This window comes from Pseudomonas sp. 2995-1 (assembly GCF_002742505.1).
GTDB classification, from domain to species: Bacteria; Pseudomonadota; Gammaproteobacteria; order Pseudomonadales; family Pseudomonadaceae; genus Aquipseudomonas; species Aquipseudomonas sivasensis.
This window is the reverse complement of the sequence record NZ_LJSA01000356.1, coordinates 134,705-149,096: the sequence shown is the minus strand read 5'-3', so window position 1 is coordinate 149,096 and position 14,392 is coordinate 134,705. Positions and strand designations below refer to the sequence as shown.

The 14,392-nt window shown below is 60.9% G+C and carries 14 protein-coding genes; 11 read left to right on the top strand and 3 right to left on the bottom strand.

Annotation, left to right across the window (positions count from 1 at the left end):
• Positions 1-112 precede the first annotated feature (112 nt).
• The 7 genes from rfbB to AOA61_RS16255 are packed head-to-tail and all read left to right on the top strand — an operon-like array spanning position 113 to position 7,172.
• Positions 113-1,195, top strand: a complete 1,083-nt coding sequence (rfbB, locus tag AOA61_RS16285) for a dTDP-glucose 4,6-dehydratase (protein ID WP_099602145.1) — start codon at positions 113-115, stop codon at positions 1,193-1,195.
• Entirely contained in the window at positions 1,192-2,064 is an 873-nt protein-coding gene (gene rfbA, locus AOA61_RS16280; RefSeq protein ID WP_032884973.1) for a glucose-1-phosphate thymidylyltransferase RfbA, read from the top strand. The genes rfbB and rfbA overlap by 4 nt, the downstream gene beginning before the upstream one ends.
• A complete protein-coding gene (gene rfbC / locus AOA61_RS16275) occupies positions 2,061-2,606 on the top strand; it encodes a dTDP-4-dehydrorhamnose 3,5-epimerase (RefSeq protein WP_032884972.1) in 546 nt (181 codons plus the stop codon). Before rfbA ends, rfbC begins: the two co-directional genes overlap by 4 nt.
• Positions 2,603-3,472: a dTDP-4-dehydrorhamnose reductase gene (rfbD, locus tag AOA61_RS16270; RefSeq protein WP_099602144.1), complete on the top strand. Its 870-nt coding sequence runs from the start codon at positions 2,603-2,605 to the stop codon at positions 3,470-3,472. Before rfbC ends, rfbD begins: the two co-directional genes overlap by 4 nt.
• Before the next feature lie 36 nt (positions 3,473-3,508).
• Positions 3,509-5,317 (top strand): ATP-binding protein, encoded by a 1,809-nt coding sequence (locus AOA61_RS16265; RefSeq protein ID WP_032884970.1) that lies wholly within the window; start codon positions 3,509-3,511, stop codon positions 5,315-5,317.
• Positions 5,314-6,690 carry a sigma-54 dependent transcriptional regulator gene (locus tag AOA61_RS16260; protein ID WP_032884969.1) on the top strand — a complete coding sequence of 459 codons (1,377 nt, stop codon included), beginning with the start codon at positions 5,314-5,316 and terminating at the stop codon, positions 6,688-6,690. Before AOA61_RS16265 ends, AOA61_RS16260 begins: the two co-directional genes overlap by 4 nt.
• A gap of 26 nt (positions 6,691-6,716) precedes the next feature.
• Positions 6,717-7,172, top strand: coding sequence for a YiiD C-terminal domain-containing protein (locus tag AOA61_RS16255; protein ID WP_032884968.1), 456 nt, complete (start codon positions 6,717-6,719; stop codon positions 7,170-7,172).
• Positions 7,173-7,298: 126 nt separating this feature from the next.
• Here AOA61_RS16255 and cysQ read toward each other — a convergent pair whose 3' ends face one another.
• On the bottom strand, positions 7,299-8,135 hold the full coding sequence (gene cysQ / locus AOA61_RS16250) for a 3'(2'),5'-bisphosphate nucleotidase CysQ (RefSeq protein WP_032884967.1): 837 nt from the start codon (positions 8,133-8,135) through the stop codon (positions 7,299-7,301).
• Positions 8,132-8,698, bottom strand: coding sequence for an ADP compounds hydrolase NudE (gene nudE / locus AOA61_RS16245; RefSeq protein ID WP_032884966.1), 567 nt, complete (start codon positions 8,696-8,698; stop codon positions 8,132-8,134). Before nudE ends, cysQ begins: the two co-directional genes overlap by 4 nt.
• An 87-nt stretch (positions 8,699-8,785) precedes the next feature.
• Here nudE and yrfG point away from each other — a divergent pair, with 87 nt between their 5' ends.
• Complete coding sequence (gene yrfG, locus AOA61_RS16240; RefSeq protein ID WP_099602143.1) at positions 8,786-9,448, top strand: GMP/IMP nucleotidase; 663 nt, start codon at positions 8,786-8,788, stop codon at positions 9,446-9,448.
• A gap of 109 nt (positions 9,449-9,557) precedes the next feature.
• On the opposite strand, the gene lysM is transcribed toward yrfG, so the two are convergent.
• Positions 9,558-9,998 (bottom strand): peptidoglycan-binding protein LysM, encoded by a 441-nt coding sequence (gene lysM, locus AOA61_RS16235; RefSeq protein WP_095186282.1) that lies wholly within the window; start codon positions 9,996-9,998, stop codon positions 9,558-9,560.
• 132 nt (positions 9,999-10,130) lie between these two features.
• Between lysM and AOA61_RS16230 the strand changes: the two genes are divergently transcribed.
• From AOA61_RS16230 to AOA61_RS16220, 3 genes are all read left to right on the top strand, one after another.
• Entirely contained in the window at positions 10,131-11,018 is an 888-nt protein-coding gene (locus tag AOA61_RS16230; protein WP_032884960.1) for a LysR family transcriptional regulator, read from the top strand.
• A 97-nt stretch (positions 11,019-11,115) separates the two neighbouring features.
• The gene (gene fdhD / locus AOA61_RS16225) at positions 11,116-11,955 is read left to right on the top strand and encodes a formate dehydrogenase accessory sulfurtransferase FdhD (RefSeq protein ID WP_032884958.1); all 840 of its coding nucleotides are present in this window, start codon (positions 11,116-11,118) and stop codon (positions 11,953-11,955) included.
• Positions 11,952-14,300 carry an FdhF/YdeP family oxidoreductase gene (locus AOA61_RS16220; protein ID WP_032884956.1) on the top strand — a complete coding sequence of 783 codons (2,349 nt, stop codon included), beginning with the start codon at positions 11,952-11,954 and terminating at the stop codon, positions 14,298-14,300. The genes fdhD and AOA61_RS16220 overlap by 4 nt, the downstream gene beginning before the upstream one ends.
• Positions 14,301-14,392: the final 92 nt, after the last annotated feature.

Genomic DNA, 14,392 nt, shown 5'->3' with positions numbered 1-14,392 from the left:
CCATTGTTCAGGGGGCTTGCGCAACCCCCACATGCACACGGTCCTGACCAGCGCCACAACACAAGCTATGCTCCATTCGCTAAACGTCCGCCTAAGGAAAAGGGCCCCAGTCATGCGCATTCTCATTACCGGTGGCGCCGGTTTTATCGGTTCTGCTTTGATACGTCATCTGATTCAGCACACCGAGCACGAAGTGCTCAACCTGGACAAACTCACCTACGCCGGCAATCTGGAATCGCTGACCAGTATCGCGGCCAATAGCCGCTATGAGTTCGTACAGGCCGATATCATCGACCAAGCCACCGTCAGCGCAGTGCTCGCGCGCTTCGAGCCTCAAGCGATCATGCATCTGGCCGCCGAATCCCACGTCGATCGTTCGATTGACGGCCCGTCGGATTTTATCCAGACCAATATCGTCGGCACCTACAGCCTGCTGGAAGCCGCCCGCGGCTACTGGCAAACCCTTTCCGGGCCAGACAAGAGCACGTTTCGCTTCCACCATATTTCTACCGACGAGGTCTACGGCGACCTACACGGCGTGGACGATCTGTTCACCGAAACCACGCCCTACGCGCCCAGCTCGCCCTACTCTGCCAGCAAAGCCGCGTCCGACCACTTGGTCCGCGCCTGGCAACGCACCTACGGCCTGCCCGTGTTGCTGACCAATTGCTCCAACAACTACGGCCCCTTCCACTTTCCTGAAAAGTTGATTCCGCTGGTGATCCTCAACGCTCTCGCGGGCAAGCCTTTGCCGGTCTATGGTGATGGCTTGCAAGTGCGCGACTGGCTGTTTGTCGAGGACCACGCCCGAGCGTTGCTCACCGTCGTGACGCACGGCGTAGTCGGCGAGACCTACAACATCGGCGGCCACAACGAGCAGAAGAACATCGATGTTGTGCGCAGCATCTGCAGCCTGCTGGAGGAATTGGCACCCCACCCTCCGCACGGTGTGGAGAAATACGCCGACCTGATCACGTTCGTGAAAGACCGTCCCGGCCACGACCAACGCTACGCGATCGACGCCAGCAAAATCGAACGCGAACTGGGCTGGGTACCCGAAGAAACCTTTGAAACCGGGCTGCGCAAAACCGTGCAGTGGTACCTCGATAACCTGGAATGGTGCCGCAGGGTTCAGGATGGGAGTTATCAAGGTGAACGATTGGGCAATACCGACACGAGGGATCTGATTGCATGAAAGGAATCGTATTGGCCGGTGGCTCCGGCACACGCTTGCACCCCATCACCCTGGGTGTCTCCAAACAACTGCTGCCGGTCTACGACAAGCCGATGATTTACTACCCGATCTCGGTACTGATGCTGGCAGGCATCAAAGAAATTCTGGTGATTTCCACGCCGGCGGACTTACCGCAATACCGCAACCTGCTGGGTGACGGTAGCCAGTTTGGCGTGACGTTCAGCTACGCCGAACAACCGAAGCCGGACGGGCTGGCGCAAGCCTTCCTAATTGGCGAGCAGTTCATCGGCAACAACCCCGTGTGCCTGATCCTGGGCGACAACATTTTCCACGGCCAGCGTTTCAGCGAGCAGTTGCATGCGGCGGTCAATCGCGGCAAAGGTGCCACGGTGTTTGGCTATTGGGTTAAAGACCCGGAGCGCTTCGGTGTGATCGACTTCGACAGCGAAGGCCGCGCCCTGTCCATCGAAGAAAAACCCGCTGTACCGAAATCCAGCTATGCCGTCACCGGCCTGTATTTTTACGACAACGACGTGGTCAGCATCGCCAAGGCGGTCAAACCCTCCGCCCGTGGCGAACTGGAAATCACCGACGTCAACAACGCTTATCTCAAGCGCGGCGACTTGCAGGTGGAGCGCTTCGGTCGAGGTTTCGCCTGGCTGGATACCGGCACCCACGACAGTTTGCTGGACGCGTCGCAGTACGTGCAGACCATCGAGCGTCGCCAAGGTCTCAAAGTGGCGTGCCTTGAAGAAATCGCCTACGGCAACGGCTGGATCGACCGCGACCATTTGTTGGAGCGCGCCAAATACTTCGGCAAGACCGGTTATGGTCAGTACCTGTATTCCCTGGCGGGAGACAACCAGTGAATATCATCGACACCTCACTTCCCGGTGTATTGATCCTCGAACCAAAAGTATTCGGTGACGAACGCGGCTTTTTCTACGAAAGCTTCAACGCCCGAGCCTTTGCAGAGGCTACCGGGCTCAGGCGCGAGTTCGTCCAGGACAACCACTCGCGCTCGCAAAAAAATGTGCTGCGAGGCCTGCATTACCAACTGGAGCACACCCAAGGCAAACTCGTGCGTGTCACCGCTGGCGAAGTGCTCGATGTCGCCGTGGACATTCGCCGCAGTTCGCCGAACTTCGGCCAATGGGTGGGCGTACGTCTGTCGGCACAGAACCGTCGCCAGTTGTGGGTACCGGAAGGGTTTGCCCATGGGTTTGTGGTGCTGAGCGACTACGCCGAGTTCCTGTACAAGACCACCGACTACTACCAGCCGAGCGCCGAGCGCAGCATCCTGTGGAATGACCCGACGCTGGCTATCGACTGGGAGCTGAACGAGCCGCCGCAACTGTCCGCCAAGGACCAGGCGGGCAAACTGCTGATGGACGCCGATCTGTTCCCATGAAGATCCTGATTACCGGCCAACATGGCCAAGTCTCCCAGGCACTGCAAGCGCACCTTCAGGGGCTGGGCGAATTGATAGTGATCGGCAGCAACCAGCTCGACCTGGCCAAACCGGACCAGATCCGCGAGCAGATCCGCGCCCATCGCCCCGACCTGATCATCAACGCCGCCGCCCACACCGCAGTCGACCAAGCCGAAAGCGAACCAGACGCCGCATTCGCCATCAACGCCATCGCCCCCGGCATCCTTGCGCAGGAAGCCAAGGCCCTGGGGATTCCACTGATTCACTACTCCACCGACTATGTGTTCGACGGCAGCAAGCCTGCGCCCTACACCGAAGCCGACACGCCGAACCCGTTGAGCGTCTACGGCCAGAGTAAGCTGGCGGGCGAGCAGGCCATTGCGGCGGCGGGCGGTCAATACCTGATCCTGCGTACCAGTTGGGTCTACTCCAACCAGGGCAAGAATTTCCTGCTGACCATGCAACGCCTGCTGCAAGAGAAACCGCAGATGCGCATCGTGGCTGACCAGATCGGCGCGCCAACATGGGCCGGGACCATTGCCGGCAGCACCCGCGCACTGATCGAGCGCTGGCTGGCCGGCGAGGCGGGAGAATGGGGTATTTATCACCTCACCGCCCAAGGTGAAACATCGTGGTTCGGCTTCGCTCAGGCGATTGGCGAGCACCTGCACGCCGATGGCAAAGCCTGTGCCGAACTGGAGGCGATCCCATCCAGCGCCTACCCGACGCCCGCCAAGCGCCCCTTGAACTCACGCCTCGATTGCAGCCGCTTGCAGCAACAGTGGCACGTCAGCCAGCCACACTGGCAAGACGCATTGCGCGAGTGTCTTGCACAGCAGCACTAGGCATAATGCGCCTGTCCCCATAGGCGCACGACTCCCATGACTCCATCCCTTCCGCGAAGACCCCGCTGGCGCAGCCTCGCCCTGCTGGCATTGTGCCTGGCACCGCTGCTGTGGCCGCTGGAGCACTTGGCCGAGCGCTATTACCGCAGCGAACTGGCCGGGCAGAATCGCCAGACCCTCGACCTCTACGTCGCCAACCTGTTGGGCACCCTGCACCGCTATGAAGTGCTGCCGCAGATCCTCGGCGACTTGCCCGCGCTGCGCACCGTGCTGGATGCGCCGAATGTAAGCTCCCATCAGATCAACGCCAACCTGCTGCTCAAGGACGTCGCCGCCCAGGCCGGGGTTGAAGTGATGTACCTGATGGACACCACCGGCAAGACCCTCGCCGCCTCGAACTGGGATAAACAGGACAGCTTTGTCGGGCGCAATTTCTCGTTCCGCCCGTACTTCAGCGAAGCCATGGCCGGGCGCCTCGGGCGGTTTTTCGGCCTGGGTACTACGTCGGCCAAACGCGGTTATTTCTTCGCCGCCGCCGTGCGCGAGGGCGACAAGATCATCGGCGTGCTGGTGGTCAAGGTCGACCTGGACCATACCGAAAGCCTGTGGGGCAACACGCCTGAACAACTGCTGGTGACCGACCACAACGGCGTGGTGATCCTCACCTCACGCCCGCAATGGCGTTTCCGCGCCACTCGGCCGCTGACCGCTGAAGAACGACAGGCGATCACTGCAATCCAGCCCTACCCGACCCGTGATCCACAGCCGCTGAGCCTGAGCAACACCGCATGGTTGCGCCAATCCACTGCCATCGCCGAGACCGGCTGGAACGTCGAAATCCTCGCGCCCCAATCATTGATCAGCCGCCCGGTGCGAACGGTGGTCGCCGTGGGTGGGGCCACGCTTCTGGTGCTGATGTTGCTGCTCGGTTTGATGATGCAACGACGCCGCCATTACCTGGAGCGCATCGCTTTTGAAGCCAAGGCGCGTCGCGAACTGGAAGCCCGTGTGATCGAGCGGACCAGCGACCTGGAAGGCTTGAACCGCCGCCTCAAACAAGAAGTACTGGAACGCGAACATGCCCAGCAGGAACTGGTGCGCGCCCAGGATGATTTGGTGCAAGCGGGCAAGCTCTCGGCGCTGGGCACCATGTCGGCGAGTATCAGCCACGAACTCAATCAGCCCCTGGCCGCAATTCGCAGCTACGCGGAAAACGCCGAGATCCTGCTGGACCATGAACGCACCGCCGATGCGCGGGGCAACCTTAAGTTGATCAGCGAACTTACCGGACGCATGGCTTCGATCATCGCCCACCTGCGCGCCTTCGCCCGGCGCGACCGGCATGCGCCGGAGAGCGTGGCCCTGCAACCGGCGCTGGACGACGCGCTGGCGCTGCTGGCCAAACGTCGGCGGTCAATGGAGGTGGAGCTGATCCGCGATTTGCCGGAAGCGACCCTGTGGGTACAGGCCGGCGAAACACGGCTGCGCCAAGTGCTGGGCAACCTGCTGGCCAACGCCCTGGACGCCCTCACCGAAAAAGGCCCGCCGCGTAAACTGTGGCTGAGTGCCGAAACCACCGCCCAAGGCGTCAACCTGTACATTCGTGACAATGGCCCTGGGTTTTGCATGGAAGCGTTGGGCCGCGCCAGCGAACCGTTCTACACCACCAAGACCCGCACCCAAGGCCTGGGATTGGGCCTGGCGATCTGTGACACCTTGATGCGTGCCTTTGGCGGCGAACTGTCGTTCGCTAACCACAAGGAAGGTGGCGCGCTGTTAACCCTGAAATTGCGTGCCGGCTCGCCGGGCGTCAGTCTGCAACCGTCCGAGGACCGCAGTGTATGAGTATCGATAACCAGATTCAGGTGGTGTTGATCGACGACGATCCACACCTGCGTCAGGCCCTGTGCCAGACCCTGGACCTGGCCGGGCTGAAAGTCCTGACCCTGGGCGAAGCCACCGGCCTCACCGCGCGCCTGTCACGGGATTGGCCGGGCGTAGTGGTCAGCGACATCCGCATGCCCGGCATGGACGGCCTGGAGCTGCTGGCCGAACTGCACGGCCAGGATCCAGACCTGCCGGTGCTGCTGATCACCGGCCACGGCGACGTGCCGCTGGCGGTGCAAGCCATGCGCGCCGGCGCCTATGACTTCCTCGAAAAACCCTTCGCCAGCGACTCGCTGCTCGACAGCGTACGCCGCGCCCTGGCCCTGCGCCGATTGGTGCTGGATAACCGCAGCCTGCGTCTGGCCCTCAGCGACCGCCAGCAACTGAGCACGCGACTCGTTGGGCACTCACCGCAAATGCTGCGACTGCGCGAGCAGATCGGCGCGTTGGCGGCGACCAAGGCCGACGTGCTGATCCTCGGTGAAACCGGCGCCGGCAAAGAAGTCGTGGCCCGTGCACTGCATGACCTGTCGAACCGACGCAGCGGCCCGTTCGTCGCGATCAACGCAGGTGCCCTCGCCGAGTCGGTGGTCGAAAGCGAGCTGTTCGGTCATGAGCCCGGCGCCTTTACCGGGGCGCAGAAACGCCGCATCGGCAAGTTCGAGTTTGCCAACGGCGGCACCTTGTTCCTCGACGAAATCGAAAGCATGAGCCTGGATGTGCAGGTCAAACTGTTGCGCCTGTTGCAGGAGCGCGTGGTGGAACGCCTGGGCGGCAATCAACTGATCCCGCTGGATATCCGCATTATCGCCGCCACCAAGGAGGACCTGCGCCAGGCCGCCGACCAGGGCCGTTTCCGCGCCGACTTGTATTACCGTCTCAACGTCGCGCCGCTACGCATTCCGCCGCTGCGCGAGCGCGGTGAAGATGCATTGATGCTCTTCCAGCACTTCGCCGACGAAGCCAGCAGCCGCCATGGCCTGACGTTGCATGAGCTGCAGCCGGGCCAGCGGGCCTTGTTGTTGCGTCACAGCTGGCCGGGCAATGTGCGGGAATTGCAGAACGCCGCCGAGCGCTTTGCACTGGGCCTGGAACTGGCACTGGACAGCACGCCGGACAACCCCGCCAGCAGCGTACTGACCTCCACACCGGGTGGCTTGAGCGAGCAAGTCGAGCAGTTCGAGAAAAGCCTGATCGCTGCCGAACTGACCCGTCCCCACAGCTCCATGCGCAGCCTCGCCGAAGCCCTCGGAGTACCGCGCAAGACCTTGCACGACAAACTGCGCAAGCATGGCCTGAACTTCGCCAACCAAAGCGCCGACGACGAATGACCCTGCCCACCCACCAAGAGGTCCCCATGAGCCGCGACAGCCGTTACCTGGAATCCGTCCTGCACCACGACATCCCCCTGACCCGGGAAATGGGCCTCAAGGTGCTCGACTGGCAAGACAGGCAACTGCGGCTGCACCTGCCCCTGCAGGCCAATATCAACCACAAGAGCACCATGTTCGGCGGCAGCCTCTACTGCGGCGCGGTGCTGGCGGGTTGGGGCTGGCTGCACCTGCAACTGCGTGAGGAAGGGATTGAAGACGGGCATATCGTGATTCAGGAAGGGCAGATCAGTTATCCGCTGCCGGTGACGCAAGACGCGACCGCAATATGCGCGGCGCCGGAGGAAAAGGTATGGAAGCGCTTTATCGCGACCTACAAGCGCTATGGCCGGGCACGGTTGGCGTTGGACACGTGGATCGTGAATGAGGGCAGTGACGAAAGAGCGGTAGCCTTCACTGGCCAATACGTCCTGCACCGCTAGAAGCCAATACACAAAACAAATGTGGGAGGGGCTTGCTCCCGATGGCGGTAGTTCAGTCACTGCTGTATTGACTGATACACCGCTATCGGGGGCAAGCCCCCTCCCACATTTTGATCTGCGGTGGTTTTAAGATCTTGCCAAGGTCAGCAACCGCTCACGCCACGCAGCCTTCGCCGGCAACGCCAGAAAAAACGGGTTCAACAACGATTCCCGCGCCGGGTAGCTGAACGGCTCACCACTCAACTCCAGCACCTCGCCCCCCGCACCTTCGAGCACGCCTTGTGCAGCAGCCGTATCCCATTGCGAAGTCGGCGCCAGGCGTGGATAGCAGTCGGCGCTGCCCTCGGCCAACAGGCAGAACTTCAACGAGCTGCCGATATTCGCCAACTTCAACTCACCCACGCCTGCGCTCAACCCGTCCAGCAAACGCTCCTGCTCGGGGCTGGTATGCCGACGGCTGGCAACCACCGTGAATGCCTCACCCGCCGCCGGTGCCTTGCGCACCTGGATCTGCCTGGGCGCTTCGTTCACATCGGATCGCCACGCGCCTAAACCTGCGCCGCCAAAGTAGCAACGGCCACTGGTGGGCATCGACACCACACCGAACACAACGCGGCCGTGTTCAATCAGGGCGATATTGACGGTGAACTCTTCACTGCCGGCGATGAATTCCTTGGTGCCGTCCAGCGGGTCCACCAACCACCAACGTGTCCAGCCTGCGCGCACGCTCTGGTCGATATCAGCGTCTTCTTCGGACAGCACGGGGATGCTCGGGTCCAGCGCGGTGAGGCCAGCGAGAATCAGGTGGTGGGCGGCCAGGTCTGCTGCCGTCACCGGCGAATCGTCGGCCTTTGAAGTCACCGCCACATCGGCGCGCCAGTACGGCAGGATGACTTCACCCGCCTGGCGAGCCAGCTCGATTACAGGGGCGATAAACGGGTGGCCTAAAAACAGTTCGCTCATGCGGTAAACGCTCCACGCTGGATCAACAGATCTCGTACCAGGTACAACGCCGCCAAAGCGCGACCCTCACTGAATTGCTCGTTTTGCGCTAACTGTGACAGCTCGCGCAGATTGACCCGATCCACACGCATCGGCTCGGGCTCATCGCCTTCAAGGCTTTCTTCATACAGGTCAGTGGCCAATACCACTTGGATTTTCTGGCTCATATAACCGGGCGACAGCGACAGCTCGGTAATGTGTTCCAACTGTCGCGCGCCGTAACCGGCTTCTTCCTTGAGCTCACGATCGGCGGCAGCCAGTACGTCTTCACCCGGTTCGATCAGGCCTTTGGGCAAGGACAACTCATATTCGTCGATACCGCCGCAGTACTCTTCGACCAGCAAGGCATGCTCTTCATCGATCATCGCCACGATCATCACCGCGCCATAGCCGGCACCACGCCCCACCAGGCGCTCGTAGGTCCGTTCAACGCCATTGGAAAAGCGCAACTGCACTTCCTCCACGCGGAACAAACGGCTACTGGCGACTATTTCGCGGGCGAGGACGGTGGGTTTCTGGCGCATGAGCGGCTCCTTGGCGTGATCGGGTTACTATACCGTGGCTTTTCCGATTGTCTGTGTCGGATATCTTTACTTACATGAGACCGCACCATGCCCTCTTTGCCCTGGCACGCCATCGACACTGTCCTGCTGGACATGGACGGCACCCTGCTCGACCTGCATTACGACAACCACTTCTGGATGGAGCACCTGCCCCAGCGCTACGCCGAGCTGCACGGGGTGAGCCGGGCCATGGCCGAGATGGAGTTGCAGCCTCTGTTCGAGCGTAACGCCGGACAGTTGCAATGGTATTGCCTGGATTTTTGGAGCACAGAACTGAAGATCCCAGTGCGTGAACTCAAGCTGGAAACCGCTCACCTGATTGCCCTGCGCCCGGATGCGGATACCTTTCTCACAGCGATCAAACAGGCCGGCAAGCGCGTGATTCTGATCACCAACGCCCATCGTGATTCGCTGTCGTTGAAGTTGGAACGCATTGAACTGGCGCCGTATTTCGAGCGATTGATCAGCTCCCACGACTACGGTTTCGCAAAGGAAGATCCGCAGTTCTGGGATGCCTTGCAGGCCGACATTCAGTTTGATCCCTCGCGCAGCCTGTTTATCGACGACACCTTGCCGATCCTGCGCAGCGCCCAGACGTTTGGCGTGGGCCATTTGCTGGCGGTGAAAGAGCCGGACAGCAAAAAAGGGCCGAAGGACACGGGCGAGTTTGCAGCAGTCGGTGACTACCGCGATCTCATTGTCGGGCTCTGACCAAATGTGGGAGGGGGCTTGCCCCCGATAGCAGTGTGTCAGTCAAGGAAGCTTTGACTGACACTCCGTTATCAGGGGGCAAGCCCCCTCCCATATTTTCGCCCGTGTATTACTCAGGAATACGCAGCGTCTGCCCTGGGTAAATCTTGTCCGGGTTCGACAACTGCGGTTTGTTAGCTTCGAAGATTTTGTTGTACTGATTGGCGTTGCCGTAGACCGCCAGGGATATTGCGCTAAGGGTGTCGCCCTTTTTCACCACGACGAAACGGGCTGCGGCAACTGCCGGGCCGGATACGGTGATCTGGTCATCCACGCTGGCCACACCGGCAATATTGCCCGCCGCCAGAATGATTTTTTCTTTCTCTTCCTGACTGGCAACGGTTCCAGTAAGCGTGACCTTGTCACCCTCCACAGTCGCGTGAACATCGGGATTACCCAGCCCGACTTCTTCAATGTGCTTTTTCAGATCATCGCTTGCGTTGGCGTTGCCCGGGGTCAACAGCTTGGCCAACTTCTCGCCTGCTTCCTTAACAAAGCTAAAAAGACTCATCGTACGCGCTCCTTGGTAGTTGATTTCCAGATGCCAAAGACTAGACCAGTCCTACAGATTTGGGTTCCAGCCCGGCCAAAGACCCAAACGCGCTAGAATCCCCCCGCCATTGGAATAAGCCCTGGAGCGAAGATGGACATCAAACAGCTGAAATTCCTGATCGCCCTCGACGAAACCCGGCACTTCGGCCAGGCAGCGGCTCGTTGCCACATTACCCAGCCCACCCTGTCGATGCGCCTGCGCAGCCTCGAAGAAGAGTTGGACTTGCCCCTGGTCAATCGCGGCCAGCGCTTCGAAGGCTTCACCGCACCCGGTGAACGGGTGCTGGCGTGGGCCCGAACAGTGCTGGCGGCGTATGACGGCTTGCAGGCTGAAGCTGCTGCCTGTCGCGGCAACCTGGTGGGTACGTTGCGTTTGGGCGTGGTGCCGCTGTCGAGCTTTGATCCGTTGGCGTTGATGCAACAACTGCATAAAGAACACCCGAGCCTGCGCTTCGAGCTCTCGGCCTTGAGCTCCGAACAGATCCTTGAACAACTTGCGAGTAATCGACTGGACCTGGGCGTCTCCTATCTTGAGCGTTTGGATAATGAACGCTTTGACTCACTGGCCTTGGGCGAAACGCGCATGGGCCTGCTCTACGACCAGCGGTTTTTCAGCTTTGGCGACAAGCCGTTGAGCTGGGAGGCCCTGACCGAACTGCCCCTGGGCATGCTCACCAGTGGCATGCATTTTCGCCAGTCCATCGACCACAACTTCCACAGCCGTGGACTCAATCCCCAACCGCTGCTGCAAACCGATGCCGTCCATCAGTTGCTACAGGCGGTACACGGCGGGCTGTGTTGCGCGGTCATGCCCCTGGACGGTGGCCTGGATGCGCTCACCGAGCACCTGCGCCTGCAACCTATCGAGGATGCCCACACCCTTGCGCGCCTGGGGCTGATCATGCGTCGCAGCGCACCGCGCTCCGCGCTCGCAGAGGCATGTTTCGCGCTGTTTCAGAAATCGCAAAACGCGTCTTGATCGACGTCATCTATCGGTAGATCAGTACTGGCAATTAGACGCGACGCTTTGTCGCGCCTAGTCTAAACACTGACCAATCCGCCGGTGGTACTGCCCCATGAACGCCAAGCGCCCAGTCTGCGCGGCGCCCGCCTCTGAAACGCCCGCGCCCGCCGCCAGCCAGAGCTACCAATACTGCAATCTCGAACACACAGAGGTCGCCAGCACTGCGTTGGCGGAAGAAGTGGCGTTGGCGATCGCCTATAACGACATCAGCCAGGCAGTCATGTTGGTCACGCCGACAGACCTGGAAGACTTTATCGTCGGCTTCAGCATCGGCAGCGGCATTATCGCCGACGTTAGCGACATCTATGATCTCAAACTCAGCGGTTCAGGCTCGACCCAGTACGCTCAGGTGCAGATTTCCAGCCGCGCGTTCTGGAATCTCAAGCAGCAACGTCGCCAGTTGGCGGGCACCAGCGGTTGTGGTTTGTGCGGTGTAGAAGCGGTGGAACAAGCCTTGCCGGACCTTAAGGTACTGCCCGGCGCACCACTGCCACCCGCCGAATGGCTTGATGGTCTGCGCCAGCGCATCAGCGCCTTTCAGCCTCTGGGCCAATACAGCGGCGCGGTGCATGCGGCGGTGTTCATGAACAGCCAAGGCGAACTGTTGATGGGCCGCGAAGACATTGGCCGGCACAACGCGCTCGATAAATTGATCGGTGCGTTGATCCGCCAAAAGATCCCGACCGATGGCGGCCTGGCGATTGTCACTAGTCGTTGCAGCCTCGAATTGATCCAGAAAGTTTTGCGCGCAGGCATCCAGACCCTCGTCAGCCTGTCGTCGCCCACCGGCCTGGCCCTGCAATGGGCCCGCCGGCACAACCTCAATCTCATCCACCTGCCGCAGAAAAGTGCGCCGCGGGTCTACAGCCCTGCGATGGAGAACCAGCCGTGAGCAATCATCATCAAGCCGACCAAACCCCAACCCCGCGCTACAAGCCTTACAAAGGCCCGGCGGGCGGCTGGGGCGCGCTGATCAGCGTGGCACAGGCGTGGTTGACCAGCGACAACGCGCTGAAAAACCTGCGTATGATGCTCAAGACCAACCAGAACGGCGGCTTTGACTGCCCGGGCTGCGCCTGGGGCGACTCGCCGGAAAGCGGCATGGTCAAGTTCTGCGAAAACGGCGCCAAGGCGGTCAACTGGGAAGCCACCAAACGTCGTGTAGACGCTGCATTCTTCGCCAAACACAGCGTCACTGCGCTGCTGGAACAGAGCGATTACTGGCTCGAATACCAGGGCCGCCTGACCGAGCCGATGCGCTACGACGCCGAAACCGACCGCTACACACCCGTCAGTTGGGAAGCAGCCTTCGACCTGATCGGCCAGCACCTCAACGCACTGCCAAGCCCGGATATGGCCGAGTTCTACACCTCGGGCCGGGCCAGCAACGAGGCGGCGTATCTGTATCAGCTGTTCGTGCGCGCCTACGGCACCAACAACTTCCCGGATTGCTCGAACATGTGCCACGAGGCCAGCGGCGTGGCCTTGGCGCAAAGCGTGGGCGTCGGCAAAGGCACCGTGACCTTTGATGACTTCGAACATGCCGATGCGATTTTCGTCTGGGGCCAAAACCCCGGCACCAACCACCCGCGCATGCTTGAACCGCTGCGTGAAGCGGTTAAACGCGGCGCCCAGGTGGTGTGTATCAACCCGCTGAAAGAGCGCGGTCTGGAACGTTTTCAGCACCCGCAACACCCGCTGGAAATGCTCACCAACGGCGACAAGCCGACCAATACCGCCTACTTTCGCCCAGCGCTGGGTGGCGACATGGCTATCCTGCGCGGCATGGCCAAGTTCCTGCTGCTGTGGGAACGCCAGGCGCAGGCCGAAGGCAAGGAAGCCGTGTTTGACCACGACTTCCTCAACGAACACACGGCCAACGTGCTCGATTACCTGGGCCAGATCGACGACACCTCGTGGGATGAAATCGTCGCGCAATCCGGCCTCCCACTGGTGGAGATCGAGCAAGCGGCACGCATGTACGCCAAAGGCAAAAACGTGATCATGTGCTGGGCGATGGGCATCACCCAGCACCGCCACTCGGTACCGACCATCCAGGAAATCGCCAACCTGATGCTGCTGCGCGGCAACATCGGCCGCCCAGGCGCCGGTTTGTGCCCGGTGCGCGGCCACAGCAACGTGCAGGGCGACCGCACCATGGGCATTAACGAACGTCCACCGGTGGCGTTCCTCGACGCCCTGGAGCGTCGCTTCCAGTTCCAGGTGCCGCGTACCAACGGGCACAACGTGGTGGAAGCGATCCACGCGATGCTTGAAGGCCGCTCCAAAGTATTTATCGGCCTGGGCGGCAACTTCGCCCAAGCTACCCCGGACAGCCCGCGCACCTTCGAAGCACTGCGTAATTGCGACCTGACCGTGCAGATCAGCACCAAGCTCAATCGCAGCCACCTGATGCACGGCAAGGACGCGCTGATCCTCCCGTGTTTGGGCCGTACCGACATCGACATCCAGGCCGACGGCCCGCAGGCGGTCACGGTGGAAGACTCGTTCAGCATGGTTCACGGCTCCAATGGCCAACTGCAACCCCTGTCGAAGCTGATGAAGTCCGAGCCAGCAATCCTGGCCGGCATCGCCGCCGCGACGCTGGGCAGCAAGCCGGTCGACTGGAACTGGCTGGTGGCCGATTACAGCCGTATCCGCGACCTGATTGCCGATACCATTCCTGGCTTCAAGGACTTCAATGACAAGATCAAAAACCCAGGTGGCTTCTACTTAGGCAACTCCGCCGGCGCGCGCCGTTGGAACACGCCTTCGGGTCGCGCCAACTTCCGCCCGAACATCCTGCCCAAAGACTTGATCCACGAACGCACCCACGCCACTGGCCGGGTACCGGATCTGATCATGCAGTCGATGCGCTCCCACGATCAGTACAACACCACCATTTATGGCCTGGATGACCGCTATCGCGGCGTGAAAGGCCAGCGTGACGTACTGTTCGTCAACGAAGCCGACATCATCCGCCTGGGCTTCAAGCCGGGGCAGAAGGCTGACATCGTGTCGCTGTGGGAAGATGGCCGTGAGCGTCGTGTGAAGGGCTTCACGTTGCTGGCGTTTGATATCCCGGCGGGGCAGGCAGCCGCTTACTATCCGGAAGTGAACCCGCTGGTGCCGCTGGAAAGCACCGGGGATGGCAGCCATACGCCAACATCGAAGTTCGTGGCGATCCGCTTGGAAGCCGCAAGCGATAATGGCCTGATCATGGCCCGGACAGCCTGACTGATCATTTCGGACACAAAAAAGGCCGCTTTTGCATAAAAGCGGCCGTTCCGAAGTAGTTAAAGACTCTCAAAAACCACTTAAGTTCCCGA

What these genes read in the sequence shown, in the direction of transcription:
- rfbB (WP_099602145.1), top strand. Translation starts at nt 113, where the DNA reads ATGCGCATTCTCATTACCGGTGGCGCCGGTTTTATCGGTTCTGCTTTG.
- rfbA (WP_032884973.1), top strand. Translation starts at nt 1,192, where the DNA reads ATGAAAGGAATCGTATTGGCCGGTGGCTCCGGCACACGCTTGCACCCC.
- rfbD (WP_099602144.1), top strand. Translation starts at nt 2,603, where the DNA reads ATGAAGATCCTGATTACCGGCCAACATGGCCAAGTCTCCCAGGCACTG.
- AOA61_RS16265 (WP_032884970.1), top strand. Translation starts at nt 3,509, where the DNA reads ATGACTCCATCCCTTCCGCGAAGACCCCGCTGGCGCAGCCTCGCCCTG.
- AOA61_RS16260 (WP_032884969.1), top strand. Translation starts at nt 5,314, where the DNA reads ATGAGTATCGATAACCAGATTCAGGTGGTGTTGATCGACGACGATCCA.
- AOA61_RS16255 (WP_032884968.1), top strand. Translation starts at nt 6,717, where the DNA reads ATGAGCCGCGACAGCCGTTACCTGGAATCCGTCCTGCACCACGACATC.
- cysQ (WP_032884967.1), bottom strand. Translation starts at nt 8,135, where the DNA reads ATGAGCGAACTGTTTTTAGGCCACCCGTTTATCGCCCCTGTAATCGAG.
- nudE (WP_032884966.1), bottom strand. Translation starts at nt 8,698, where the DNA reads ATGCGCCAGAAACCCACCGTCCTCGCCCGCGAAATAGTCGCCAGTAGC.
- yrfG (WP_099602143.1), top strand. Translation starts at nt 8,786, where the DNA reads ATGCCCTCTTTGCCCTGGCACGCCATCGACACTGTCCTGCTGGACATG.
- lysM (WP_095186282.1), bottom strand. Translation starts at nt 9,998, where the DNA reads ATGAGTCTTTTTAGCTTTGTTAAGGAAGCAGGCGAGAAGTTGGCCAAG.
- AOA61_RS16230 (WP_032884960.1), top strand. Translation starts at nt 10,131, where the DNA reads ATGGACATCAAACAGCTGAAATTCCTGATCGCCCTCGACGAAACCCGG.
- fdhD (WP_032884958.1), top strand. Translation starts at nt 11,116, where the DNA reads ATGAACGCCAAGCGCCCAGTCTGCGCGGCGCCCGCCTCTGAAACGCCC.